The sequence below is a fragment of the Rhodococcus pyridinivorans genome, assembly GCF_900105195.1.
In the GTDB taxonomy this organism is placed as follows: Bacteria; Actinomycetota; Actinomycetes; order Mycobacteriales; family Mycobacteriaceae; genus Rhodococcus; species Rhodococcus pyridinivorans.
In genome coordinates, this window is the sequence record NZ_FNRX01000002.1 from 2,071,000 (window position 1) to 2,094,748 (window position 23,749).

Sequence of the window (23,749 nt, forward strand, 5' to 3'; positions counted from 1 at the left end):
CGTCACCTCGGCGCCGGCGTGCTCAGGGTTGGCACGGGGACCGGACCGTAGCGTCGCCACCGCGGTCCGGGTGCGTAGGAGCGCAGCTCGTCGACTCGGCGTGCGACAGCGTCGGGATCGGCGAGTTCGGCGCGAGCGTCGGGGTCGCGGAGATAGTGGTCGAGCACGGCGTCGAGGAGTTCGGGAGCGATCTCGAACCGGCGCCGGTCGATGCGGGCAGTATGACCGGGGTGGCGTCGGGATGAGGGACGTAGGTCGCTGTCCTTGCGGTCGTCGATGATCCGCCACGGCAACGGAACTCGTGCGCTCGTCACGGCGCCCCACTGCGGCAGGGCGACCAGCACGACGTACCGGGGATCGGGTTGAACGCCGGATGCCGTGGCGTTCCAGGGTATCCAGGTGTCGGTGGCGTGATCGCTGAAGCGGATTCCGTCCACGGAGAGTGCGATCCGGCCGGGGCGCAGCGTCCGCCGGGCGACGAAGAAGTAGAAACCGACCTGCCACGAGCAGATGACGATCGTCATGATCACGTTCTCGCTCGTCCGGTCTCCGGCGTTCGGGGTCGTCCAGACGGCGGCGAGCAACATCAGCGTCAGCATCCCGATCTGAGCGGGAGCGGCCCAGAAGACCGAAGGTGACTGTCGCAGAACCAAGGCCGGGGAGTCGGTTTCGGTTTCCGCGACGATGTGCTCCGCTCGGGTGCGTGGGCTGTACATGAGGAAACCGATCACCGGATACACCAGAACCGTTGCCCCCAGAGCCAACAGGAAGGTCGTGCCGGTGGGTGCTTCGAGTGGCATTCCTGCTGTTGCCTGTTCGACGAAGACGCCGACGAGAAGTGCGGGGAACAACAGGCCGACGACGGCTGTGAACACGATGACGTACAGTGCCCGCGGATTTCCGTAGGTGCGGAGGTCGGAACCGTCAGAAAACTGCATCGAGAACTCCTCGTCCCAGTCGCGTCACTCCACCGACGGTCGCGTCGAGGAGATCCGCCGTAGCGTCTGCTGCACCTCCGAGTTCGTTCACCCCGGCCATGACCGTTCCCAAGGCGGAGCTCGTGCCCGACTCGTAGATGTGGTCGACCATGCCGGATGTGAAGATTCCGCCGGCGGTTCCCGCCAGCACACCGATCACAGTGCCGACAGCGGTGCCGGCAATGGGAACGACCGATCCGACTGCGGCTCCTACCGCGGCGCCGGTCGTCATCGATGCCATCAGACCCGCGCTGTTGGAGGCCACAGCCTGTTCGAGCGACTCGCCGCCGGCGAAATAGTCCAGCCCTACGCCGGCGACGAAACCGAGAGCGTTTGCGGCCCCTGCGACTCTGGCGGCAGTTCGGGACAGCGGTACCGCGTCGTCGAGGTGTCTGCCTGTGTCGGCGAGGTCTTGAAGCGGATGCTGAGCGATATCGAACAGACGTCGCAGTTCACCGTAGGGTGTGCCGTCCGGCAGTGCGAGAAATCGTTCCATCGACAGGAGTGCTGCGTTACGAAGACTCTCCCGAAGCTCGAGCAATGCCTTCACCCGACCACTCCGGTACAGGTCGGCGGAGTCGAACCCGGTGGTTGTCAGAAAAGTCGCGGACCACACGTGTCCGATCCAGGTGTTCACGGCAGTTGCGATTGCGACCGACCATCGAGCGTGCACCGCCTCGGCGGCGTCATTCGCCTCCTGATATGCCGAGGCCCTTCGGAAAGCGACTTCGTCGTCACCCGGGGGAGGATCACCGATCGTGTTGCCCACGACCGGCAGTCCCGCGGCCGCGGCGCGAGCCCGGATGCCGGCCATGTCGGACAGGGCACGCGACAGTTCGCCCGCCAGGCCCGCGAAGACATCGGCGGTCCTCGATGTCCGCTCGTGGAAATCGTCGACGGCGTGGACGTGTTCGCTCGACCTGTCGAGGTAGGTCTCGGAAGCGTCGCCCTCCCAGGCGTCGTCGGCGATGCGACGCGCCCGGGCTGCGGCGTCGGCGACGTTCCCGATCGTGGTGCCCAGCGTCGTGCGGATCCAGTCCTCGACCCGTCGGATATCGGTGGGGTTGCCGGCGATGAAGGTGTCGATCGGCACGGTCACTCCGACCAGGTCCGGACGAGCGCGGCGGCGGCCTCGTCGTCGGCTTCCCGGTACGTCTGCGCTGTGGTCGTCAGCAGGCCACCCGTTCCGCCGAGCACCTCGACCGTGCCGGCGAGGTCGGTGACGATCTGCGCCAGCATGCCGGTGAGTGGGCCGGTCGCAAGACCCGCGTCCACGCTCGTGGGGCAGGTATCGGCGAGATCCGCGGTGTCGGTGGCCGCACCCGTGTAGATGCCCGCGGCCCGATCGAGTTCGTCGGGATCGACGTACAGGCTCATCTCGCGTCTCCGGAGGCCGGGTGCCGACGTTCCGCTTCGGGTATCGGGACGTCGAGCAGCAGCGAATCCCACGGCTGTGCCTCCCGCAGTCGCGGGAGCATGTGCGTGGGCAGCACCAGCCACGGTTGCCCGGCGCCGCAACAGGAGTGGAGACGGTCGAGAGCCGTGTAGGCGAGCAGCGCGATGCGGCCGTCGCTGAGATACCGATAGTCGACGGTGGCATCGGCCGGATCCGGGACCGCTTCCGCGCACGGTAGATAGAGATACGGCGGGAGCACCGTCGGTAGTGCGTCCGCGACCTGTTCCTGCGACATTCGTTCCCCCGTGAGCAGCCTGTCCGATCCCCCGTCGGACTGTCGGCGCAGAGGAGGCTACCAGCGTCAGGGTTTGTGACGAATCACGGATTGATGCTTACGGTTTCGACCGTACGCGAGAACGTGAGCCGACGACGGCCGCGACGGCGAGGCCGATCGCAACGCCGACGAGATCGGCGCACCAGTCCCAGAACGATCCGGAACGCCGCACGGCCACCGTGGCCTGGAGGATCTCCGTCAACACGCCGTAGAGGCCCAGCCACACCACCGTGACGACGGGGGAGATTCGTGCGTAGCGGGAGCAGAGCGCGAGCGCCAGGAACATCAGCGCGTGTGTGACCTTGTCGGCGTGCGGCGGGCCGCTCGGCACCGTGCTGCCGGGGGAGAGCAGCATCGCGGTGATGACGACGACCGCGAGGATCAGGGGCAGTGCACGATGCCGGAGGAGCGTGGACGGCACGGTTCAAGCGTTCTTCTTCTCACCACGGTGGGTGTCGGCGTCGTCGGTGCTGTGCCCGTCCCGGTCGCGACCGGCGAACAGGACGATGCCCACGGCGGGGATCAGCAGGAAGAACAACCACGTGTCGAAGGTGAAGAACAGCACGAGCGCGACCAGCGGCGTCAGGCCCATCACGACCTCGCGCCACCGCTCGGGATCCCTCTTCGGGATGATCACCGGAAGATCGTCCCGGGTCGTGGCCGAGCTATCGGTGAGGTGGGCGGGCAGGTCGGTGAACAGCACGTCGAGATCACCGCGCGTCCCGGCCGCCGACGCCATCGCGCTGCGTTCGTCGAACTCCGACAGCGTCAGCCGGCCGAGCGCGAAGTGCTCGCCGAGCAGGTCGAGAGCCTCACTGCGTTCTGCGTTGCCGATCCGGACGTCGGGGTGTTCGGGCATGCCGGCCACACTAACCTGTGCCGTCGGACCGGCAACAGCCACGGGCACCTCTCGAAGAGCTGTGATATCCGCTACAGGATCTCTGCAACAGCAGAAGGACGCGGCCGGGTACCGCGAGGTCAGGACGGCCCGCGGCCCTCGCCGAGGAGCCGGTAGGCCCGGCGACCCGCGACGAACAGCACACCGAAGGCGATGAGCAGCGCGATCGGGTGCCGGAAGACGACGATCACGAGCAGCGCGACCAGGATGAACGGAACCAACGTGAGCAGCTGTTCCGCCAGATCGCGTGGCCCGGTGGTGGCCATCGCGGCCGGCGCCGAGGGCAGGTCGGCGAACAAGGGGATCAGGTCGCCACGCACCGTGGCCTGCGTGGCGAGTGCGACCCGCTCGTCGAATTCCGCCAGGCTGAGACGGCCCGCGGCGAAGTGCTCGCCGAGCAGCGCTACGGCTTCTTCACGCTCGGCGGTGCCGATGCGGATGTCGGGGCGGTCGGCCATGACTCCAGGCTAGTGGTTCTTCGCGCGCATGAGCCGGTCACGGGGGCCCGATACGGCGAGGTCCCCCGCATCGTGAGCGATGCGGGGGACCGTCGGCCGTACTGCTCGAGCGTTGCTCGGGCGGGGTCCTACTTGATCTCGGTGAGCACGGTGCCCTGGGTGACCGCGGCACCCGGCTCGACCGCCAGGCCGGTGACGACGCCCGCCTTGTGGGCGTTGACCGGGTTCTCCATCTTCATGGCCTCGAGCACGGCGATGAGCTCGCCCTCGGCGACCTCCTGGCCCTCGGCAACCGCGACCTTGACGACGGTGCCCTGCATGGGTGCGGTCACCGCGTCGCCCGACGCCTTGCCGGCGCCGCCGCCACCGCGCTTGCGGGGCTTCGGCTTCTTGCGGATCACGCCGGCGCCGCCGCCGTTACCGCCGAGCGAGAACTGCCCGGGCAGCGACACCTCGACGCGGCGTCCGCCGACCTCGACGACGACGTTCTGCCGCGGCAGGGCCTCGTCCTCGTCCTCGATCGGGGCACCACCGGTGTACGGCTCGATGGTGTTCTCCCACTCGTTCTCGATCCACTTGGTGTAGACGTCGAACTTCTCGCCGTCGCCCACGAACGCCGGGTTCTCGACGATGTGGCGGTGGAACGGGATGACCGTGGCCAGGCCCTCGACCTCGAACTCGGCCAGCGCGCGGGCAGCACGCTGCAGCGCCTGCTCGCGGGTCTCACCGGTGACGATCAGCTTGGCGAGCATCGAGTCGAACTGACCGCCGATGACGTCGCCGGCGACGACACCCGAATCGACACGCACGCCGGGGCCCGTGGGCTCCTTGTAGACGGTGATCGGGCCGGGAGCGGGGAGGAAGCCGCGACCGGCGTCCTCACCGTTGATGCGGAACTCGAAGCTGTGGCCGCGCGGGGTCGGGTCCTCGGTGAGCTCGAGCTTCTCGCCGTTGGCGATGCGGAACTGCTGACGCACGAGGTCGATGCCGGCGGTCTCCTCGGTGACCGGGTGCTCGACCTGCAGGCGGGTGTTGACCTCGAGGAAGGAGACGGTGTCGCCCTGCACGAGGTACTCGACCGTGCCGGCGCCGTAGTAACCGGCCTCGCGGCAGATGGCCTTGGCGGAGTCGTGGATGCGCTTGCGCTGCTCGTCGGTCAGGAACGGCGCGGGGGCCTCCTCGACGAGCTTCTGGAAGCGGCGCTGCAGCGAGCAGTCGCGAGTGCCGGCGACGATGACGTTGCCGTGCTGGTCGGCGATGACCTGGGCCTCGACGTGGCGGGCCTTGTCGAGGTACTGCTCGACGAAGCACTCGCCGCGACCGAAGGCGGCGACGGCCTCACGGGTGGCCGACTCGAACAGTTCGGGGATCTCCTCGATGGTCTGCGCGACCTTCATGCCGCGTCCACCACCGCCGAAGGCGGCTTTGATCGCGACCGGCACGCCGTACTTCTCGGCGAACTCGACGACCTCGTCGGCGTTCTTCACCGGATCCTTGGTGCCGGCCGCCATCGGAGCCTTGGCGCGCTCGGCGATGTGGCGGGCGGTGACCTTGTCGCCGAGGTCGCGGATGGACTGCGGCGAGGGGCCGATCCAGATGAGGCCGGCGTCGATCACGGCCTGGGCGAAGTCGGCGTTCTCGGAGAGGAAGCCGTAGCCGGGGTGGATGGCGTCGGCGCCGGACTTGGCCGCGGCGTCGAGGATCTTGTCGAACACCAGGTAGGACTCGGCCGAGGTGTTGCCGCCCAGTGCGAACGCCTCGTCGGCGAGCTTCACGAACTGTGCGTCTGCGTCCGGTTCGGCGTAGACGGCGACACTGCCGTAGCCTGCGTCCTTGGCGGCTCGGATGACCCGCACAGCGATTTCGCCGCGATTCGCGACGAGCACCTTCGTGATCTGCGCGCTGGCATGACTGGGCACGGAGCCTCCTGTTGATCGATCGTTAGGTTATTTCCGTCGACGGGCAGTCTAAGCGCCATTCGGATCGACGATGTAACCGGATGCCCGTATACATTACGGCGGCCGTTCGAGCGCACAATGCTACTCACCGGTAGGTGGGACTGCCGCCGTTTCCGGCCGTGCGATCCACGGTCCACCCACCGCGACCTCGTGCATCAGTTCGCGGGTGCGCGTCAGAAGGCTCGGGACGTTCTTGTCCGCGACCGTATTGTCTGGAAATCGCGCCGACATGTTCACACCCTCGGGCGTGCGGTTGATCCAGACGTAGACGTCGTGGGTGAAGCTGCGGCTGCGCAGCGCCTGAGCGTTCCATTCGGGCCACTGGGCGGCCATCGGTACGAACCGCACGTCCATGTACGAGACGACGAAACGTGGACGGATGGGCACGCCGAGGAGTTCGCCCACCCGCGCGAACGGCACTCGTGCGCTCGCGCGGGTGCGGTGCAGTTCGTCGCCGGCCCGCATCGCCAGGGTCTCGAAATCCGTTGTGTCCGTGAGTTTCAGATCGATCGGACGCAGGCCGACGAACCATCCGAGCGAACCCGCCCAGATCGGCCCGGCGCGGGTGTGCGCGGGCGCGACGGTCCGGAACCGATCCGCACCGGTGAGTTCGGCCGTCGCCCGGCCGAAGCACGCCAGCACGCCGGCGAAGAATCCCGTCCCGGCGCGTCGGCAGCATGCGGAGAAGGCGCTCGCCTCGTCGTCGTCGAACCAGCGTTCCGACAGTCGTTGCTGGGGTGTGGCGTGCGCGGGTCGCGCCCCGATCGGGAGGGGGAAGGCGGGCGGTTCGCCGCCGCATTCGGTGAGGGTCCGCCGCCAGATCTGCACGGCCTCGTCGTCGTCGTCGAGATGCGCGGACTCGTCGCGTTCGGCGGCGCCGAAGTCGATGTAGCTGCCCACCGGGAACAGGTCGGCGGCGCGACCGGTGCGCTCCTCCTCGTAGAGCGCCGAGATCTCGTGCGCCACGAGCACCACCGAGTACCCGTCGATGATGGAGTGGTCGGCGCCGAAGAAGACTGTGAACCGCTCGTCGGTGTCCTTCGCGCTTTCTGCGCTGTCGGGATCCCCGTCCGGTGTCCGCTCGAGCGTCGCGAAGACGTAGGACGGCCACAAGTGCGGGGTCGTGTAGTCGTCGAACAGACCGAGCAGGTGCTCGTGGATGGTGTCGGGATCGGCGGGATCGTGCCGGATGGGTCGCACCGACACCCGGCCGGGGGGAGCGGTGCGCCGCACCAGACCGCCGCCGCTCTGCTCCTCGTCGAGGTGCGCGTGGCTGCGCAGCGGTTCGTGCCGATCGATCCAGCGCTGCAGGGCCCGCCGGAACCGCTCGGTGTCGAGGGGCCCGGGGACCTCGAAGGCCGTGCCGAGCCAGGAGTCGCGGCCCCCGCCGTACCGGACCCCCGAGGTGCGCCTGAGATGCGCCTCGTGGATGTACGAGGCGGGACGAGGGTCCTCGCGCCAGTCGTCCTCGGCCGCACACGGCAGCCATTCGGTGAGAACGCCCGGGGGGATCCGGTAGTCGGCGAGCTCGGTGAACTCCATGACCGCGTCAGGTTCGGAGATGCCGCTTGATGCGCGTGAGCATCGCGCTCATCCCTCGCAGCCGCAGCGGGCTGACCGCCTCGGCGAGACCGAGCGAGGCATAGAAGTCGTCGGGCACGTCGAGGATCTCCTGTGCGCTGAGACCGTCGAGTCCCTGCTGCAGGATCGATGCGAATCCGCGGGTGGTCGGGGCTTCGGCGGGTGCGCTGAAGTGGAGCTTCACCTGCGACCGGTCGGATGCGTCGACGGACAGGAACAGCGGCGACTGGCACTCGGGCACCGGCTCCATCGCCGCTTCCTCGAGTTCGGCGGGAAGCGGCGGGAGCTCGCGGCTGAATTCGAGAAGCAACTGCAGCTTGTCCTGACCTTCGACGGCAGCGAAGTCGTCGACGATCTCGGCGAGGGGGGCGGGAATGCTCATGCGGCCGGCGCTTCTCCGGGCTCGTCGCCCTTGGCGATGGGCACGCGGACGGCGTTGCCCCACTCGGTCCACGAACCGTCGTAGTTGCGCACGTTCGAGTATCCGAGCAGGTAGGTGAGGACGAACCAGGTGTGGCTCGAGCGCTCGCCGATCCGGCAGTAGGCGATCACGTCGGCGTCCTGGTCGATGTCGCCGTAGATCTCCTCGAGTTCGGGCCGCGCACGGAACCGGCCGTCGGGCGCCGCTGCCTTCGCCCACGGGATCGACACCGCGGTGGGGATGTGGCCACCGCGCAGGGCGCCTTCCTCCGGGTAGTCGGGCATGTGGGTGCGCTCGCCGGTGTACTCCTGCGGCGACCGCACGTCGACCAGCGGGCCCTTGCCCAGGTGCGCGAGGACATCGTCCTTGAATGCGCGGATCCGGGCGTCGTTGCGCTCGACGACCGGGTAACCGCTCGTCGTGGCGGCGGGGATGTCGAGGGTGGTGTCGCGGTTCTCGGAGATCCACGCGTCGCGTCCACCGTCGAGCAGGCGGACGTCCTCGTGGCCGAAGAGGGTGAAGACCCACAGTGCGTAGGCGGCCCACCAGTTGGACTTGTCGCCGTAGATGATCACGGTGTCGGTGCGGCGGATGCCCTTGCGATCCATGAGCGCGGCGAACTGCTCGCCGTCGATGTAGTCGCGGGTGACGGGGTCGTTGAGATCGAGATGCCAGTCGATCTTCACCGCACCGGGGATGTGCCCCACGTCGTAGAGCAGGACGTCCTCGTCGGACTCTACGACCTTCACTTCGGGATGACCGAGATGAGCGGACAACCACTCCGTCGACACGAGACGGTTGGGATCGGCGTATACCGCGAACGAAGGGTTGCTATCGGGTGCGACGGGCACATGGGCTCCTGAGGCTGTGGTGGCAGGTGCGCCGTCGATTCTAGGCGGTACCGTGACGGGACGTGACCCGCAGTGACACCCACGGCGACCGGCCGGCCCCGGTCGAGCTCGCATCGCGGGAGCACATCGACCTGCTGGTCCGGCGGTTCTACGAACGGGCCCTCGACGATCCCGTGCTCGCGCCGGCCTTCGACGTCCTCGCCGTGATCGGACTCGACGACCATCTGGTAGTGGTCGGCGACTTCTGGGAGCAGATCCTCTTCCGCACCACCCGCTATCGCGGAGCGTTCGTGCCGGTGCACCGGGCGCTGCACGGACACCACGGACTGACCCCCGCCCGGTTCGAGCGGTGGTTGCAGTTGTGGTGCGGGACCGTGGACGAGATGTTCCACGGTGTGGATGCCGAACGTGCGAAGACCAAGGCCGAGGCGATGGTGGGCTCGTTGCAGAAGACCTTGTACGGCGGCACGGCCCGATAGTGCCGGGTACGGCTCAGTTCTCGAGCGCCTCGACGGGGATCGCGGCGTTCTCGGCCCACAACCGGGCGACGGAGATGCCGACCTCGGCGAGGAGGCGCCGCACCAGCGGGAGCCCGATGCCGATCACCGACGACGGATCGCCTTCGATGCCCTCGACGAACCAGCCCCCGTGACCGTCGAGCGTGAAGGCCCCGGCCACCTCGAGCGGCTCACCGCTGTCGAGATAGGCCTCGAGTTCCTCGTCCGTGGGGATGCCGAAGTGCACCACGGTGCCGCTGTGGTCGGCGGCCTCCGCGACGACCTCGTCGTCGCGGAGACGGAGCACGGCATGACCGGTGAGCAGCTCGCCGCTGCGGCCTGCCATCGCCCGCCAGCGCTCGCGGGCCGCCTCGACGGTGCCGGGCTTGCCCTGCAGAGCGCCGTCGATCAGCAGCATCGAGTCGCAGCCGATGACGACGGCGTCGCGCAGCTTCTGCTCGCGCAGGACGGGCAGGATGTCGGTGGCCTTGGCGCGGGCAAGCTCGGTGACCACCTGCGCCGGCGGCGTGCCGGGGCCGAGGGACGCGATGAGCGCGTCCTCGTCGACCTCCGACACCTGCACCAACGGCTTCACGCCCGCCGCGTGGAGAACCGCGAGGCGGGCGGGTGAAGCCGAGGCCAGAACGAGCCGGGGCATGTCAGCCGCGGTTCGGGTACGAATACGGCGAGAACGGCGCCCACTGCCGGTGCGTCCGCGTCGGATCGCCCCAGGTCTCGGGCGGCCGGGTGTCGACCACCTCGTCGCCCGCCGACGCAGCGGCAGCGGCGAGCACGGCGACGAGAGCCGCGATCTCCTCGTCGGCGGGGTTGCCCTTGACGATGCGGATGGCAGCCGCGGTTTCGGCGACCGCGGTGCTCTCCTGGGCGGCTTCGGTCGCGTCGTCGGCGGCCGTGGCCTCGACCGCGGGCGGCTGCTCTTCGACTTCGAACTCGGTGATGATCTTGTCCTCTGCCGTCGCTGTCACAGGGCACCCCCCGGGTACGCGTCCACACAGGCATCGGATGCCCACCGGGTCGCTGTCATGTCGATCCCTCTCTCGGGTTCATCGCACGTCGTCGGCGACGTGCTACGCCGTACGGTCGCGGCAGGACCGAGCTGCGCCCGGTCCTGCCGCCGAGCGTCACAGCGGAATGTTTCCATGCTTCTTCGGCGGGAGCGAAACCATCTTCCGCTCGAGCAGGCGCAGCGCGGAGACGATCTGTCCGCGCGTGTGCGACGGCGGGATCACCGCATCGACGTAACCGCGCTCGGCGGCGACGTACGGGTTCACCAGGGTGTCCTCGTACTCGTTCTGCAGTTCGAGGCGCAGCGCGTCGACGTCCTGACCGTTCTTGGCGGCCTCGAGCAGGCGCTTGCGGTAGACGAAGCCGACGGCGCCGGAGGCACCCATGACGGCGATCTGCGCGGTGGGCCATGCGAGGTTGACGTCGGCACCCATGTGCTTGGAACCCATGACGTCGTACGCGCCGCCGTAGGCCTTGCGGGTGATGACCGTGATCTTGCCGACGGTCGCCTCGCCGTAGGCGTAGAGCAGCTTGGCGCCGCGGCGGATGATGCCGTTGTACTCCTGCTCGGTGCCGGGCAGGAAGCCGGGAACGTCGACGAGCGTGATGATCGGCACGTTGAACGCGTCGCAGGTGCGGACGAAGCGCGCGGCCTTCTCGGACGCGTCGATGTCGAGGCAGCCGGCGAACTGCGTGGGCTGGTTGGCGACGATGCCGACGCTGCGGCCGTCGACGCGCCCGAAGCCGACGATGATGTTCTTCGCGCGCTCGGCCTGGACCTCGAGGAACTCGTCGTCGTCGAGCAGGCGACGAATGACCTCGTGCATGTCGTACGGCTGGTTCGGTGAATCCGGGATGAGCGTGTCGAGCTCGATGTCCTCGGCGGTGAGGGAGTCCTCGATCGCACCCTCGATCGGGTCGCTCGGCGCGAGGCGCGGTGCAGCGGCCTGGTTGTTGCTCGGCAGGTAGGACAGCAGGTCCTTGACGTAGTCCAGGGCGTCCTGCTCGCCGTCGGCGACGTAGTGCGCGACACCCGACTTGACCATGTGGGTGTGGGCGCCGCCGAGGTCCTCCATCGTGACGTCCTCGCCGGTGACGGTCTTGATGACGTCCGGGCCGGTGACGAACATCTGGCTGGTCTGGTCGACCATCACGACGAAGTCGGTGAGTGCGGGGGAGTAGACGTGACCACCGGCCGCGGGGCCCATGATCAGCGAGATCTGCGGGATGACACCGGAGGCCTGCACGTTGCGGTGGAAGATCTCACCGTAGAGACCGAGGGAGACGACACCCTCCTGGATGCGCGCGCCGGCGCCTTCGTTGATGCCGATCAGCGGACGACCGGTCTTGAGGGCCAGGTCCATGACCTTGACGATCTTCTCGCCGTAGACCTCGCCGAGGCTGCCGCCGAAGACGGTGGCGTCCTGCGAGAAGACGCAGACGTCGCGGCCGTCGATCGTGCCGTAGCCGGTGACGACGCCGTCGCCGAGCGGACGGTTGTCGGCCAGGCCGAAGTTGGTGCTGCGGTGGCGAGCGAGGGCGTCGAGTTCGACGAACGATCCTTCGTCGAGCAGCGCCTGGATGCGCTCGCGAGCGGTCAGCTTGCCCTTGGCGTGAACCTTCTCGACTGCGGCCTCACCGACCGGGACCTTGGCCTGTGCTTGACGGTTGCGCAGGTCGGCCAGCTTGCCGGCGGTGGTGTGGATATCGGGCGTACTCGCCGCCTCGGGCGCGGACGGCTCCTGGACAGTGGTCATGGCCAGTCAGCTTAGCGATCGTCATACAAGGCCGCTGCATCGAGGTCCCGAAGGCCGGACCACCGCTCCGGACCTACCGGCGGGTAGGTGGCGAAGGCCCACTTTAGGCTGTCTACATGGCATCCGACCGGCCCACGACCGATCTCCTCGCCCTCCGCACACCGCTCGACGAGGCGGCGTTGCGCGATGCCCTTGTCGGCGTCGAGCGCGAAGGTTTCTACACACGTCTCGACGTCGTCGCCGACACGGCCTCGACGAACGCGGATCTGCTCGCCGTCGCCGCGACCGGCGACGACCGTCGCGTGCTGCTCGCCGAGTTCCAGCACGGCGGCCGCGGTCGCCACTCCCGCACCTGGAACGGTGTGCCCGGCGCGCAGGTCATCGTGTCGGTCCTGCTGCGGCTGCCCGAGTGCCCCCTGCAGAACCTCGGTTGGCTCCCGCTGTTGTGCGGCATCGCCGCCGTCGACGCTGTGCGATCCGTGACCGGCGTTGCGGCACAACTGAAGTGGCCCAACGACGTCCTCGTCGACGGACGCAAGCTCGCCGGGATCCTCGTGGAGGTCGCGGCCACCTCGCCGGTGCCCACGGTCGTCGCTGGCATCGGCATCAACGCCACCCTCGGACGCGACGAACTGCCCGTCCCCACCGCCACCTCGCTGCTGCTCGAGGACGCCACCGAACTCGATCGCACGCCGCTCGCGCAGGCGCTGCTTGCCGGCTTCGGCGAGCGGATCCGGGCGTGGGCCCGGGCGGGATGGGACACCACCGAACTCGCCGCGGCCTACCGCGAACGATGCGGCACGGTCGGGCAGCGCGTCCGTGCGATCCTGCCCGGCGACACCGATCTGCACGGCGTCGCGACCGACGTCGACGACCAGGGACGGATCGTGATCCGCCCCGACGGCGGGGAAGAGTCCGTGGCGGTCGCTGCGGGCGACATCACACATCTGCGACCGGTCTGAGCACCCTGCGACTGCTCGCATCGGTACAAGACCGACATATGCCATCGTGGGCGGTATGGGATACCCGGAGGACGCCCTCGCACCCGAGGAAGAGTTGCTGCTGCACCGGCATCCGCACTGGAAGTCTCTCGTACTGCCGACGGCCACCTTCCTCGTGTCGACGATGGTCGCCGGTTTCCTGGTGGGACTCGTCCAGGCGCGGCTCGACGGTGCCGCCGCGACCTGGTGTGGCCTCGCCGTGGCCGCGGCGTGGATCGGCCTCGTCGGCTGGCGGTGCGTCCCTCCCTTCGTCGGGTGGCTCACCACGCACTTCATCGTCACCGACCGGCGCGTCCTCGTCCGCACCGGTGTGCTCACCCACACGGGTATCGACATCCCGATGGGCCGGATCAGCAACGTCCAGTTCCGGCACGGCCTCGTCGACCGGATGCTCCGGACCGGCACGCTCGTCGTGGTGTCCGCCGCCGACGATCCCATCGAGTTCGACGACATCCCTGACGTCCAGCAGGTGCACGCCCTGCTCTACCGGCAGGCCTTCGACGCGCAGAACCAGCGGCCCGGTGACCGTCACACCACCCGCTACCGGCGCGACGAGCACGGGCATGAGCACCGCAAGGGGTGGTGACCGCGAGTCGCAGGTGCGCCGACGAGAGTCGCAGGTGCGCCGACGCGAGTCGCAGGTGCGCCGACGCGAGTCGCCGGTAATCCCGACAAAGCGAACCGCGATCCGTACGCTGGCGTGGTGACTGCCGTTCTACTCGCCGAAGACGACGACGCAATCGCTGCACCGCTGTCCCGCGCACTGGGACGCGAAGGGTACGACGTGACCGTCGAGGACAACGGTCCGGCCGCGCTCGAACAGGCACTGTCGGGCAGGTTCGAACTGCTCATCCTCGACCTCGGTCTACCTGGGATGGACGGACTCGAAGTGTGTCGCCAGATCCGGGCGAGCCGCTCCGATCTGGCCGTGCTCATGCTCACCGCCCGCACCGACGAGGTCGACTTCGTCGTCGGTCTCGATGCCGGCGCCGACGACTACGTCGGCAAACCGTTCCGTCTCGCTGAGCTCATGGCGCGTGTGCGCGCGCTGTTGCGCCGGCGCGGCGGCCCGGAGAACGACGACATCGTGGACGTCGCCGGGATCCGGCTCGAACGTGCCGCGCGCCGTGTCCTCGTGGACGGCTCCGAGGTGACGCTCGCCAACAAGGAGTACGAGCTCCTGCGTGTGCTGCTCGAGCACGCGGGGCAGGTCGTCTCCCGCGACGCGATCCTCGAGGAGGTGTGGGGCGACGCCGACCTGCGCGGTTCGAAGACGCTCGACATGCACATGTCGTGGTTGCGCCGCAAGATCGGCGACGAGGGGCCGGCCGGGGAACGTCGCATCGCCACGGTGCGCGGTGTCGGTTTCCGGCTGAACACCGACTAGCGTCTCCGGCGTGCGCAGCCGCATCCTCAACGCCGTCCTGGCGACCGTCCTGCTCGTCGCGCTGTTGCTCGGCATTCCGCTGGCCTACACGGCGTTCCTGTTCGTCGAGGACACCGCCCGCCGCGACCTGCAGAACCGGCTCGAACGCATGGCCGACGAGATCATCGCCCAGGAGGGCACCGACGGATTCGTCGTCGGTGGTCTCGACACGAGTTCCCTGCGTCTGCTCGTCCCCACCGACGGGCGGGCTGTCGTGGTCTACCCGACACCCGAGAACGTCGCGGCGCGGCTGGACATCGGCACGCCGGTGCTCGGGGCGTCGATCGTCGAGTCGTTGTCGATGGGGACGTCCGGCTCGCTGCTCATCGAGGTGCCCTCGGAGAGCATGCGAACTCTGCAGCAGCAGGTGCTCGCCGCGGTGAGCCTGCTGGTGCTGCTGTCCGTCGCGGCCGGGGCGCTGGTCGCGGTGGCGACCGCCCGAAGACTCGCCGACCCGCTGCGCGACGTGGCGAACCGCGCGGCCCGTCTCGCCGAGGGCGACTTCCGCCCGGTGGCCCGGCGGCACGGTATCCCCGAACTCGATCGCGTCTCCGACGTGCTGGATTCGGCCGCCGTCGAGATTTCGCACCGCCTGCAGCGCGAGCACGCGCTCGTCGGCGACGTCTCGCATCAGCTCCGCTCCCGGATGACCGCGATCCGGCTGCGGCTCGACGAGTTGTCCACCCACGAGGATCCTGCCGTGGTGGAGGAGGCCGAGGCGGCCATGGCACAGGTGGACCGGCTGACCACCGCGATCGACGGTCTCGTGCGCCAGTCCCGCGACAGCAGTGCCGACCAGCGCACCGACGTCTCGGTGGTCGGCGAACTCACCGGTGTCGTCGCCGACTGGCGCGGTCCCTACGAGGAGGCGGGACGGGAGCTGGTGTTGCGCGGCGATCCGTCGTTGCGGGCGGCGGTGACCGGTTCGCGGTTGCGTGAGGCGGTGGCGGTGCTGGTCGACAACGCGCTCGTGCACGGAGGAGGCACGTGCACGGTCTCGGTGCGGCAGGTCGCGACCCGCGGCGACGTCACGGTGTGTGTCGAGGTGGCCGACGAGGGAGAGGGTGTCAGCGACGAGGTCGCGCCGTACGTCTTCGACCGCGGCTTCTCCGGGGGCGGGTCGACCGGGGTGGGACTGGCGCTCGCACGTGCCCTCGCGGAGGCCGACGGCGGTCGCCTCGAACTGCAGCGACGCCGGCCGGCACTGTTTGCGCTGTTCCTCGGCGCGCCCCGCGATCGGGACACCTGTACGCCGACCGGCACGCGCGAACCCCGCTAGACCTTCTTCCCGTCAGGAGCGGTCGAGCTGCTCGCTGGGCTCGCCCAGGGGGCGTCCGGGACCATCTCCTCCGGAAAGACGAACTTCTTGAAGCAGTAGAAGCGGAAGATCATCTGCAGCAGGTTGCCGATGATGTACGCGCTGACGAAGTCGGCGATGTTCTCCGTCGCGAGGCTCACCTCGGGTACGCGCAGGTCGAAGACGTAACTCGAGATCCATAGCGGGATGAACGAGAGCACGACGCCGATACCGCTGACGAAGAAGAACAGGAACGCCTCGTGGGCGCGCTCGCGACCGCCGCGATTACGGAAGGACCATTCGCGGTTGAGGATGTACGAGCAGATCACCGCGACGACACCGGCGATGATCTTGGCGGTCACCGGCTTCTCGGACAGAACTGTGAGCTTGAGCGTGTAGAAGATCGCCGAGTCGATCACGAAGGTGGTGCCGCCGACGATGGCGAATTTGATCAATTCGCGATGCCGGAGCAACAGCCCCCGGAAAGGCTGGGGAACTCTGCTCAACGCTTCATCGACGATTGTCACTTGGAGAAGTGTACGAAACGAAGAGGTGAATTTCCGAAACCCGACCGCACATGTCGGCATTCCCACACCGCTGGGCGGGCCGGTGGGAGGTCCCTCGACGCTCGGCGGGGGAGCAGCGGAACGACGTCACGACATGCTGTGACACCATGGACAGCCGTGACAGGCAGACCTGAATCGTCCCCCAGATCCGATACGCCCCGCACCCTGACGACGGGCATGCCGGTCGTCACGATGATCGGTGGTGGACAGCTCGCGCGGATGACCCATCAGGCGGCGATCGCGCTCGGCCAGACGCTCCGCGTCCTCGCCGGGAGCGCCGACGAACCCGCCGCGCAGGTCAGCCCGAATGTGGTGCTCGGCAGCCATGACGACCTCGACGCCCTCCGCCGCGCCGCGACCGGCGCGCACGCGCTGACCTTCGATCACGAGGGTGTCCCGGCCGAACATCTCGAGGTCCTGCAGCGCGAAGGCGTCGCGGTGCTGCCGCCCCCGCAGGCCCTGATCTACGCCCAGGACAAGATCGCGATGCGCAAGCGGCTCGGTGAGCTCGGCGCACCGATGCCGAAGTTCGCGGAGATCACCTCCGTCGAGGATGCCCGCGCCGCCCTCGACGCGCTCGGCGATCCGTACGTGCTCAAGGCCGCACGCGGTGGCTACGACGGCCGTGGCGTGTGGATTCTCGACGACCACGCCGAACTCGAGCGGGTCGTCGCCGATCAGCTCGCTGCCGGTGTCCCGCTCCTCGCCGAGGAGAAGGTCGAGTGGACGCGCGAGCTGTCGGCGATGGTCGCGCGGTCCCCGTTCGGCCAGGGCGCGTCGTGGCCGGTCGTCGAGACCGTCCAGCGCGACGGCCAGTGCGCCGTCGTCATCGCACCCGCCCCGAACCTGCCCGAGGACGTCGCCACCGCCGCCGAGCAGCTCGCGCTGCGCATCGCCGGTGAGCTCGGCGTCGTCGGTGTCATGGCGGTCGAGCTGTTCGAGACGCGCTCCGGTGAGCTGATCGTCAACGAACTGGCGATGCGTCCGCACAACTCCGGTCACTGGGGCATGGACGGTGCCCGCACCGGCCAGTTCGAACAGCACCTGCGCGCCGTGCTCGACTACCCGCTCGGCGACACGAACCCGATCGCGCCGGTGACGGTGATGGCGAACGTGCTCGGCGCGCCCGAGGCGCCGGCGATGAGCATGGACGAGCGACTGCACCACCTGTTCGCCCGGATGCCCGACGTGCACGTGCACCTCTACGGCAAGGGTGAGCGCAAGGACCGCAAGATCGGCCACGTCAACGTGCTCGGCGCGCCGTCCGGGTCGATCGACGATCCCGAGTACCTCGCCGCCGTGCGCGAACGCGCGGAACGCGCGGCGCACTGGCTCTCGCACGCGGTGTGGACCGACGGTTGGAACGAACACACGGGAGAAATCGGTGAGTGACGTGGCACAGGGTGCACGGGTCGGCCTGATCATGGGCAGCGATTCGGACTGGCCGACCATGCAGGCCGCGGCCGAGGCGCTGGTCGAGTTCGGGATCCGCTTCGAGGTGGGTGTCGTCTCGGCGCACCGCACGCCGCAGCGGATGCTCGACTACGCCAAGGACGCCGCCGGCCGCGGGATCAAGGTCATCATCGCGGGCGCCGGCGGCGCCGCCCACCTACCCGGCATGGTCGCCTCGGCGACCCCGCTGCCGGTGATCGGCGTTCCGGTGCCGCTGAAGTACCTCGACGGTATGGACTCGCTCCTGTCGATCGTGCAGATGCCCGCCGGTGTCCCCGTCGCCACCGTCTCGATCGGCGGCGCCCGCAACGCGGGTCTGCTCGCCGCGCGCATCCTCGGTGCCTCCGATCCGGCGCTGCGCGAGCAGATGGAGAAGTTCCAGGCGGGTCTCGAGCAGATGGTGCTCGAGAAGGACGAGGCGCTGCGGCAGAAGCTGCTCGGCTGACGGAGCGTCGCCGTGCAGACGACCCCGCTGCTCGAACGCTGGAACCGGTGGGCCCGCGGGCACACCGGAGTGATCGACGGGGCGTTGGCCGCGGTGCTCGCCCTGTTCGGGGTCGCCCTGCACGTGGCGGACGCGCGATCGGTGGCGGGTCTGTTCGTCACCCTCGCGCTCACGCTGCCGCTGGCCTGGCGCAGGACCCGCCCGGTGGTGGCGGGTTCGCTCGTCGCGCTCGCCGCCTACGCGCACCTGCTCGTCCTGCCGGAGGTCCTGCCGATCGCGGCGATCGCGGTGCCGATCGCGGTGTACGCGCTCGCCGCCTACGCTCCGCGGTGGGCCGCCAACACCGCGCTGCCCGTCGCGGTGGTTGGGGGCGCACTCGCCGGAGTGCTCTATTTCGGCTACGACGGCCGCACCGCGCTCGAAGCGTTCGTGACGGCCACCTTCGTCGCGGTCTTCCTCGCTGGTGTGTGGGCGTTCGGCCGGGTCCGCGGGTTGCGTTTGCGCGAGATGGATTCGCTCACCGAGCGCAACCGGTTGCTCGAACTCGAACGCCTCAAGGAGGCCGAACTGGCCGCCACCCAGGAGCGCACCCGCATCGCCCGGGAGATGCACGACATCGTCGCGCACTCGCTCACGGCGATCATCGCGCAGGCCGACGGTGGTCGCTACGCCGCCGCGACGAACCCGGAGGCGGCCGCAGGGGCGTTGACCACCATCGCCGAGACCGGGCGTCGCGCGTTGACCGACATGCGCGGGTTGCTGTCGGTGCTCCGTGAGGACACGCCGCGCGAGTTCACCACCACACCAGGCGTCGGCGACGTGCCGGCGCTCGTCGAGCAGATGCGCACGAGCGGGCTCGAGGTCGAGTTCTCGGTCGACGGGCAGAGCCGCGAGGTGCCCGAGGGACTGGGGCTGTCGGTTTACCGGATCGTGCAGGAATCGCTCACCAATGTCCTCAAGCACGCGGGTCCCCGCGCCCGCACCCACGTCCGTCTCGACTGGCGGCCCGACACGCTCGTCGTCGAGATCGTCGACGACGGCAGGGGAGCGGCGGCGCTCGTCGAGGCCCGCCCGGGTGGGCAGGGGCTGACCGGTATCGAGGAGCGGGCCCGGCTGCACGGCGGTCGCGCGGCGGCCGGTCCGAGGGACGGTGGCGGCTACCGGGTCCGTGCCGAACTGCCCGCACCGGCGGTCTCCCCCCTAGGGTGGCGTCCGTGACCGAACCCGCCCGCGACACCCGATCCGACACGACCATCCGTATCGGGCTCGTCGACGACCAGCAACTCGTGCGCGCCGGTTTCCGCATGGTGCTCGAATCGCAGCCGGACATCGAGGTCGTCGTCGAGGCGTCCGACGGCGAGGCCGCCGTCGCCGAACTCGAACGGGTCCGCGCCGACGTCGTGCTGATGGACGTGCAGATGCCGCGGGTCGACGGGATCTCGGCGACGCGGTCGTTGCTGCGCTCGGCCGACGCGCCGAAGGTCGTGGTGCTCACAACCTTCGACAACGACGACTACATCGTCCAGGCGATCGCCGCCGGTGCGAGCGGCTTCCTGCTCAAGGACGCGCCGCCCGAGGACCTGCTGGCCGCGGTACGGACGGTGCACCGCGGTGACGCCGTGATGGCCCCGCGCGCCACCCGCTCACTGCTGCACCATGTCTCGCCGTTGCTCGACGGTGCGGAGCGGCGCGCGGTGCCGGTCGCGGTGCCCGAGGATCTGACTCCACGCGAACTCGAGGTGCTCGTCGCGATGGCACACGGCCTGACCAACGGGGAGATCGCCGAGCGGTTCGTGCTCTCCGAGACGACCGTCAAGACCCACGTGGGCCGGGTGCTGGCGAAGACGGGATCGCGCGACCGCGTGCAGGCGGTGCTGTTCGCCTTCCGCGCCGGTCTCGTGCATCCCGACGATCTGCTCGGCTCGGGGGAGTAGGACCGTGGTGCCATCCCGGAGACGACCGGTCCTCCCGGGGTAGGACACCGGGGCGGCGAAGATCGACTCGCGGGTCGATGTGCGTGCGCCGCATCGTTTCTAGCGTCGAAGCATGACTTCGATCAGCTCTTTCGTACCGGCATGTTCGGCTCAGGGGGTCGCCCGCGTCTACGGGCGCGGCGACGCCGAGGTGCGTGCCCTCGACGGGGTGTCCGTCGCCTTCGCGCGGGGACGCTTCACCGCGATCATGGGACCGTCCGGATCCGGCAAGTCGACACTCATGCACACCCTCGCCGGTCTCGACGGTGTCGATTCCGGGCGCGTGATCCTCCACGGCGACGGCCGCCGCGCCGACGTCGAGATCAGCACCGCCCCCGATGCGGTGCTCACCGAACTGCGCCGCGACCGCATCGGATTCGTCTTCCAAGCGTTCAATCTGCTGCCCGTGCTCACCGCCCGCGACAACATCCTGCTGCCGATGCGGCTGGCCGGCTCGCGCCCGACGCCCGAGTGGTTCGACGAGGTGACCGGCCGGCTCGGTCTGACCGACCGGCTCGACCACCTTCCCCACGAGATGTCCGGCGGTCAGCAGCAACGCGTCGCCGTCGCGCGTGCGCTCCTGCCGCAGCCCGACGTGATCTTCGCCGACGAACCCACCGGAAACCTCGACTCGCAGTCCGGCGGGGAGGTGCTCTCGATGCTCCGGTCGAGCGTGCGGGAGACCGGTCAGACCGTGGTGATGGTGACGCACGATCCGGTCGCGGCCTCCTACTCCGATCGGGTGGTGCTGCTCGCCGACGGCCGGCTCGCCGGTGAGATCGCGCAACCCACAGCGGATTCGGTGATCGATGCGATGCGCGACCTGCGCACATCCCGAACGGTGGTGCCGGTCCGATGAGGCATCTCGTCCTGGCCCAGGCCCGCGCCCATCGGGGGCGGTACGTCGCGTCCGTGCTGGCGGTCTTCGTCGCGGTCGCGTTCGTCGTCACCACCCTCGTGCTCGGCGACACGGTGAGTGCGTCGGTCTCGAAATCCACGGCGGCCCGGTATGAGGGGGTCGCGGCAGTCGCTCTTCCCGCCGACTCCACCGTCGCACCCGACGAGGTGCTCACGCTGGTCGCTACGACACCGGGCGTCGAGGCGGCGGCGCTCGACGTCAGCGGTCCCGTCCGGCTGATCGGAGCCGACGGGTCGTCCTCGAACGGCACCGCGACGAGCATCGCACCCGAGGGCGCCCTGCGGTGGCAGCAGCTCGGGGACGGACGCTGGCCGTCGAACCCGGGTGAGGTCGCCGTCGGCTCGTCGTCCGGCCGGGCGATCGGTGACGAGATCACCGTCGCCGGCCCGACGGGTTCCGTCCCCCCGACCACCGTGGAGGTCGTCGGTGTCGTCGATCTCGACGGATCACCGCTCGCCCTGAGCCCGGGATCGGTCTTCGGCGACGCCGCGCAGGTGCGGTCGTGGTCCGGGGACACGACGGACTGGGAGGTCCGTGCAGTCGGTGACGCCGACGCCGTGCGAGCGGCACTCGCGCCGGTGCCGGGCGTCGACGTCGTGCCGGGTGCCGATCGCGCCACGGCGGTCGCCGACGACTACGTCGGGGACGTCGCCCTGCTGCGCAACGTCCTGTTGTGCTTCGCGGCGATCTCGGTGGTCGTGGCCGGCCTGGTCATCGCCAACACCTTCTCCGTCCTGCTCGCCGCGCGCACCCGCGAACTGGCCCTGATGCGCTGCGTGGGCGTGACGTCCACCCAGGTCCGCCGCAGTGTCCGCGGCGAGGCGTTCGTCGTCGGCCTCGTCGCGGCCGTCCTCGGCGTGCTCGGCGGGTCCGGACTCGCCGCGGCCGTGGTGTCCGCGGCGCGGGCCGTGGACGCCCCGATCCCGCTCACGTCGGTCTCGGTGACGGCCACCACAGTGATCGCGGGTCTGATCGTGGGAACGGGCATGACGGTGGTCGCCGCGAACGGTGCCGCGCGGGCGGCGACCCGCGTGCGGGCGCTCGCGGCTCTGCAGCCCCTCGAGACCCGCCCCGAACCGGTGCGCGATTCGTGGGTGCGCCGCATCTGTGCCGCGCTGGCGATCGTCGGGGGCACGGCCCTGCTCGGTCTCGGGGTCGTCGTGGCGAACGTGCTCGTCGCGTGCCCGGGTGGACTGCTGCTGTTCGTCGGTGTGGTGCTCGCCTCCCGCCGTCTCGTGCCCGCCGCGGTCGGTGCGGTGGGGGACGTGCTCGCCCGTGCCGGTGGCCCGCTCGCGGTGCTCGCCGCCGGCAACGCCCGGCGCAATCCGCGCCGCACCGCGTCGACGGCCACCGCGCTGTTCATCGGCGTGACGTTGACCTCGACCCTCGTCGTGGGGATCGGCACGCTCGAGGCCGGGGCGCCGGACGTGATCGACGAGCAGTTCCCCGTCGACATGGCCGTGACCGCGCCCGAACGCGACGGGCTCGCACCGGAGGTGACCGAGCGGCTGACGGCGGTCGACCGGGTGAGCAGCGGCGCCGAACTCGCGGCGGTCGACCTTACGATCGGCGGCACGGAGGCGTCGGTCCTCGGCGTCGATCCCGCGGCGATGGCCTCGACCGTCCGGACCGACGTGCGCCTGCCCGAGGCCGGGACGATCGTGCTCGAACGCTCTCTGGCGAGGTCGGTGGGCGTGGACGACGGAGCCGTCATCACCGTCGGCGGCCCGGTGGGCACCCGCGAGCTGACCGTCGCCACGACCGAGCCGGGGATGCCCGACATGATCGAGTGGAGCGACCTGACCGCCGTCGCCGGCCCCGTCACGGCGGACACCGTGTGGCTGAAACTCGATCGGGGAATGTCGGACGAGGACCTCGTCGCCGTTTCCGACGACCTGTCTCGGGTCGCCGCGGCCGAGGTTCCGGGCAGCGAGGTGGTCGGTGCGGTGCAGATGCGGCAGATGCTCGAGAAGATCCTCGACACGATGCTGCTGATCGTCGGCGGGCTGCTGTCCGTGGCCGTGGTGATCGCCCTGATCGGCGTGGGCAACACGATGGCGTTGTCCGTGCTCGAGCGGCGACGGGAGACCGCGATGCTGCGCTCGGTGGGTCTCTCGCGGGCCGGTGTGCGGAGTCTGCTCGTGCGGGAGGCGTCGATCATAGCCGGCGTGGCGTCGCTGCTCGGCGTGGTGCTCGGCCTGCTGCTCGGGGCGGCCGGCACGGCCTCGGTAATCGGCCCGGGCCACATCGCACCAGGTTCGGTGCCGTGGTGGCAGCTCGCGGCGATCGTCCTGGTGGGCGGTGTGGCGGGCGTCGTCGCCTCGCTCGTCCCCGCCCAGCGCGCGAGCCGGGTGTCGCCGGTCGCGGCGATGGCGGGGTGACGGTCGGTCCTCCGCCCGACGGTGCTCCCGGTCGACCGGAACGCGCCCGAGTCCTTCCGCGGCTCGGGGGCGTTCGTCGTCGAATCGGCGGTTCGAGACGACCGGCCGAGAACTAGGCCGACGAAGTCGGCAGAG

26 protein-coding genes are annotated in these 23,749 nt (G+C 69.5%); 11 read left to right on the top strand and 15 right to left on the bottom strand.

From position 1 onward, the window contains the following. Positions 1–2 precede the first annotated feature (2 nt). From BLV31_RS09935 to BLV31_RS09985, 11 genes are all read right to left on the bottom strand, one after another. Positions 3–938 (bottom strand): hypothetical protein, encoded by a 936-nt coding sequence (locus BLV31_RS09935; protein ID WP_064060880.1) that lies wholly within the window; start codon positions 936–938, stop codon positions 3–5. Next, positions 925–2,070, bottom strand: a complete 1,146-nt coding sequence (locus BLV31_RS09940; RefSeq protein ID WP_248846228.1) for a hypothetical protein — start codon at positions 2,068–2,070, stop codon at positions 925–927. The genes BLV31_RS09935 and BLV31_RS09940 overlap by 14 nt, the downstream gene beginning before the upstream one ends. Before the next feature lie 2 nt (positions 2,071–2,072). After that, complete coding sequence (locus BLV31_RS09945) at positions 2,073–2,354, bottom strand: hypothetical protein (protein ID WP_064060878.1); 282 nt, start codon at positions 2,352–2,354, stop codon at positions 2,073–2,075. Next, positions 2,351–2,668 (bottom strand): SAV_915 family protein, encoded by a 318-nt coding sequence (locus BLV31_RS09950; RefSeq protein WP_064060877.1) that lies wholly within the window; start codon positions 2,666–2,668, stop codon positions 2,351–2,353. Before BLV31_RS09950 ends, BLV31_RS09945 begins: the two co-directional genes overlap by 4 nt. Positions 2,669–2,765: 97 nt before the next feature. Then, positions 2,766–3,128: a VanZ family protein gene (locus BLV31_RS09955; protein ID WP_006550172.1), complete on the bottom strand. Its 363-nt coding sequence runs from the start codon at positions 3,126–3,128 to the stop codon at positions 2,766–2,768. Positions 3,129–3,131: 3 nt separating this feature from the next. Further along, complete coding sequence (locus BLV31_RS09960) at positions 3,132–3,566, bottom strand: DUF1707 SHOCT-like domain-containing protein (RefSeq protein WP_039584911.1); 435 nt, start codon at positions 3,564–3,566, stop codon at positions 3,132–3,134. 119 nt (positions 3,567–3,685) lie between these two features. Next, positions 3,686–4,063, bottom strand: a complete 378-nt coding sequence (locus BLV31_RS09965) for a DUF1707 SHOCT-like domain-containing protein (protein WP_006550174.1) — start codon at positions 4,061–4,063, stop codon at positions 3,686–3,688. Positions 4,064–4,191: 128 nt separating this feature from the next. Then, entirely contained in the window at positions 4,192–5,982 is a 1,791-nt protein-coding gene (locus BLV31_RS09970; RefSeq protein WP_039584825.1) for an acetyl/propionyl/methylcrotonyl-CoA carboxylase subunit alpha, read from the bottom strand. A 120-nt stretch (positions 5,983–6,102) separates the two neighbouring features. Then, positions 6,103–7,563 carry a condensation domain-containing protein gene (locus BLV31_RS09975; RefSeq protein WP_019288523.1) on the bottom strand — a complete coding sequence of 487 codons (1,461 nt, stop codon included), beginning with the start codon at positions 7,561–7,563 and terminating at the stop codon, positions 6,103–6,105. A gap of 7 nt (positions 7,564–7,570) precedes the next feature. Then, positions 7,571–7,984, bottom strand: coding sequence for a SufE family protein (locus tag BLV31_RS09980; protein WP_006550177.1), 414 nt, complete (start codon positions 7,982–7,984; stop codon positions 7,571–7,573). Further along, entirely contained in the window at positions 7,981–8,874 is an 894-nt protein-coding gene (locus tag BLV31_RS09985) for a sulfurtransferase (RefSeq protein ID WP_024101525.1), read from the bottom strand. The genes BLV31_RS09980 and BLV31_RS09985 overlap by 4 nt, the downstream gene beginning before the upstream one ends. Before the next feature lie 62 nt (positions 8,875–8,936). Here BLV31_RS09985 and BLV31_RS09990 point away from each other — a divergent pair, with 62 nt between their 5' ends. After that, complete coding sequence (locus tag BLV31_RS09990; RefSeq protein ID WP_019288521.1) at positions 8,937–9,353, top strand: group III truncated hemoglobin; 417 nt, start codon at positions 8,937–8,939, stop codon at positions 9,351–9,353. Positions 9,354–9,366: 13 nt separating this feature from the next. Here BLV31_RS09990 and BLV31_RS09995 read toward each other — a convergent pair whose 3' ends face one another. The 3 genes from BLV31_RS09995 to BLV31_RS10005 all read right to left on the bottom strand — a co-directional run bounded on the left by BLV31_RS09995 (position 9,367) and on the right by BLV31_RS10005 (position 12,154). Next, positions 9,367–10,029: a Maf family protein gene (locus BLV31_RS09995; RefSeq protein WP_006550180.1), complete on the bottom strand. Its 663-nt coding sequence runs from the start codon at positions 10,027–10,029 to the stop codon at positions 9,367–9,369. 1 nt (position 10,030) lies between these two features. Further along, the gene (locus BLV31_RS10000; protein WP_006550181.1) at positions 10,031–10,357 is read right to left on the bottom strand and encodes an acyl-CoA carboxylase subunit epsilon; all 327 of its coding nucleotides are present in this window, start codon (positions 10,355–10,357) and stop codon (positions 10,031–10,033) included. Between the two features lie 156 nt (positions 10,358–10,513). Next, positions 10,514–12,154, bottom strand: a complete 1,641-nt coding sequence (locus tag BLV31_RS10005) for an acyl-CoA carboxylase subunit beta (RefSeq protein ID WP_019288520.1) — start codon at positions 12,152–12,154, stop codon at positions 10,514–10,516. A gap of 116 nt (positions 12,155–12,270) precedes the next feature. On the opposite strand from BLV31_RS10005, the gene BLV31_RS10010 reads away from it, so the two are divergent. From BLV31_RS10010 to BLV31_RS10025, 4 genes are all read left to right on the top strand, one after another. Then, positions 12,271–13,116 carry a biotin--[acetyl-CoA-carboxylase] ligase gene (locus BLV31_RS10010; protein WP_072740420.1) on the top strand — a complete coding sequence of 282 codons (846 nt, stop codon included), beginning with the start codon at positions 12,271–12,273 and terminating at the stop codon, positions 13,114–13,116. A gap of 55 nt (positions 13,117–13,171) precedes the next feature. Beyond that, positions 13,172–13,741, top strand: coding sequence for a PH domain-containing protein (locus tag BLV31_RS10015; protein ID WP_039584821.1), 570 nt, complete (start codon positions 13,172–13,174; stop codon positions 13,739–13,741). Between the two features lie 117 nt (positions 13,742–13,858). After that, a complete protein-coding gene (locus BLV31_RS10020) occupies positions 13,859–14,542 on the top strand; it encodes a response regulator transcription factor (protein ID WP_024101522.1) in 684 nt (227 codons plus the stop codon). A gap of 10 nt (positions 14,543–14,552) precedes the next feature. Further along, complete coding sequence (locus BLV31_RS10025) at positions 14,553–15,860, top strand: sensor histidine kinase (protein WP_006550186.1); 1,308 nt, start codon at positions 14,553–14,555, stop codon at positions 15,858–15,860. Here the strand turns inward: BLV31_RS10025 and BLV31_RS10030 are convergent. Further along, positions 15,857–16,405 carry a GtrA family protein gene (locus tag BLV31_RS10030; protein WP_064060249.1) on the bottom strand — a complete coding sequence of 183 codons (549 nt, stop codon included), beginning with the start codon at positions 16,403–16,405 and terminating at the stop codon, positions 15,857–15,859. The two genes, BLV31_RS10025 and BLV31_RS10030, sit on opposite strands and share 4 nt — an antisense overlap. A 156-nt stretch (positions 16,406–16,561) precedes the next feature. Between BLV31_RS10030 and BLV31_RS10035 the strand changes: the two genes are divergently transcribed. The 6 genes from BLV31_RS10035 to BLV31_RS10060 all read left to right on the top strand — a co-directional run bounded on the left by BLV31_RS10035 (position 16,562) and on the right by BLV31_RS10060 (position 23,614). Next, positions 16,562–17,836, top strand: coding sequence for a 5-(carboxyamino)imidazole ribonucleotide synthase (locus tag BLV31_RS10035; protein ID WP_064060250.1), 1,275 nt, complete (start codon positions 16,562–16,564; stop codon positions 17,834–17,836). Further along, positions 17,829–18,341 (top strand): 5-(carboxyamino)imidazole ribonucleotide mutase, encoded by a 513-nt coding sequence (gene purE / locus BLV31_RS10040; protein WP_081263363.1) that lies wholly within the window; start codon positions 17,829–17,831, stop codon positions 18,339–18,341. Before BLV31_RS10035 ends, purE begins: the two co-directional genes overlap by 8 nt. Before the next feature lie 12 nt (positions 18,342–18,353). Beyond that, a complete protein-coding gene (locus tag BLV31_RS10045; protein WP_039584819.1) occupies positions 18,354–19,559 on the top strand; it encodes a sensor histidine kinase in 1,206 nt (401 codons plus the stop codon). Continuing rightward, complete coding sequence (locus BLV31_RS10050) at positions 19,547–20,275, top strand: response regulator transcription factor (protein ID WP_006550191.1); 729 nt, start codon at positions 19,547–19,549, stop codon at positions 20,273–20,275. The genes BLV31_RS10045 and BLV31_RS10050 overlap by 13 nt, the downstream gene beginning before the upstream one ends. Before the next feature lie 112 nt (positions 20,276–20,387). Continuing rightward, a complete protein-coding gene (locus BLV31_RS10055; protein ID WP_019288512.1) occupies positions 20,388–21,173 on the top strand; it encodes an ABC transporter ATP-binding protein in 786 nt (261 codons plus the stop codon). Continuing rightward, the gene (locus BLV31_RS10060) at positions 21,170–23,614 is read left to right on the top strand and encodes an FtsX-like permease family protein (RefSeq protein ID WP_064060251.1); all 2,445 of its coding nucleotides are present in this window, start codon (positions 21,170–21,172) and stop codon (positions 23,612–23,614) included. Before BLV31_RS10055 ends, BLV31_RS10060 begins: the two co-directional genes overlap by 4 nt. The last annotated feature ends 135 nt before the right edge of the window (positions 23,615–23,749 follow it).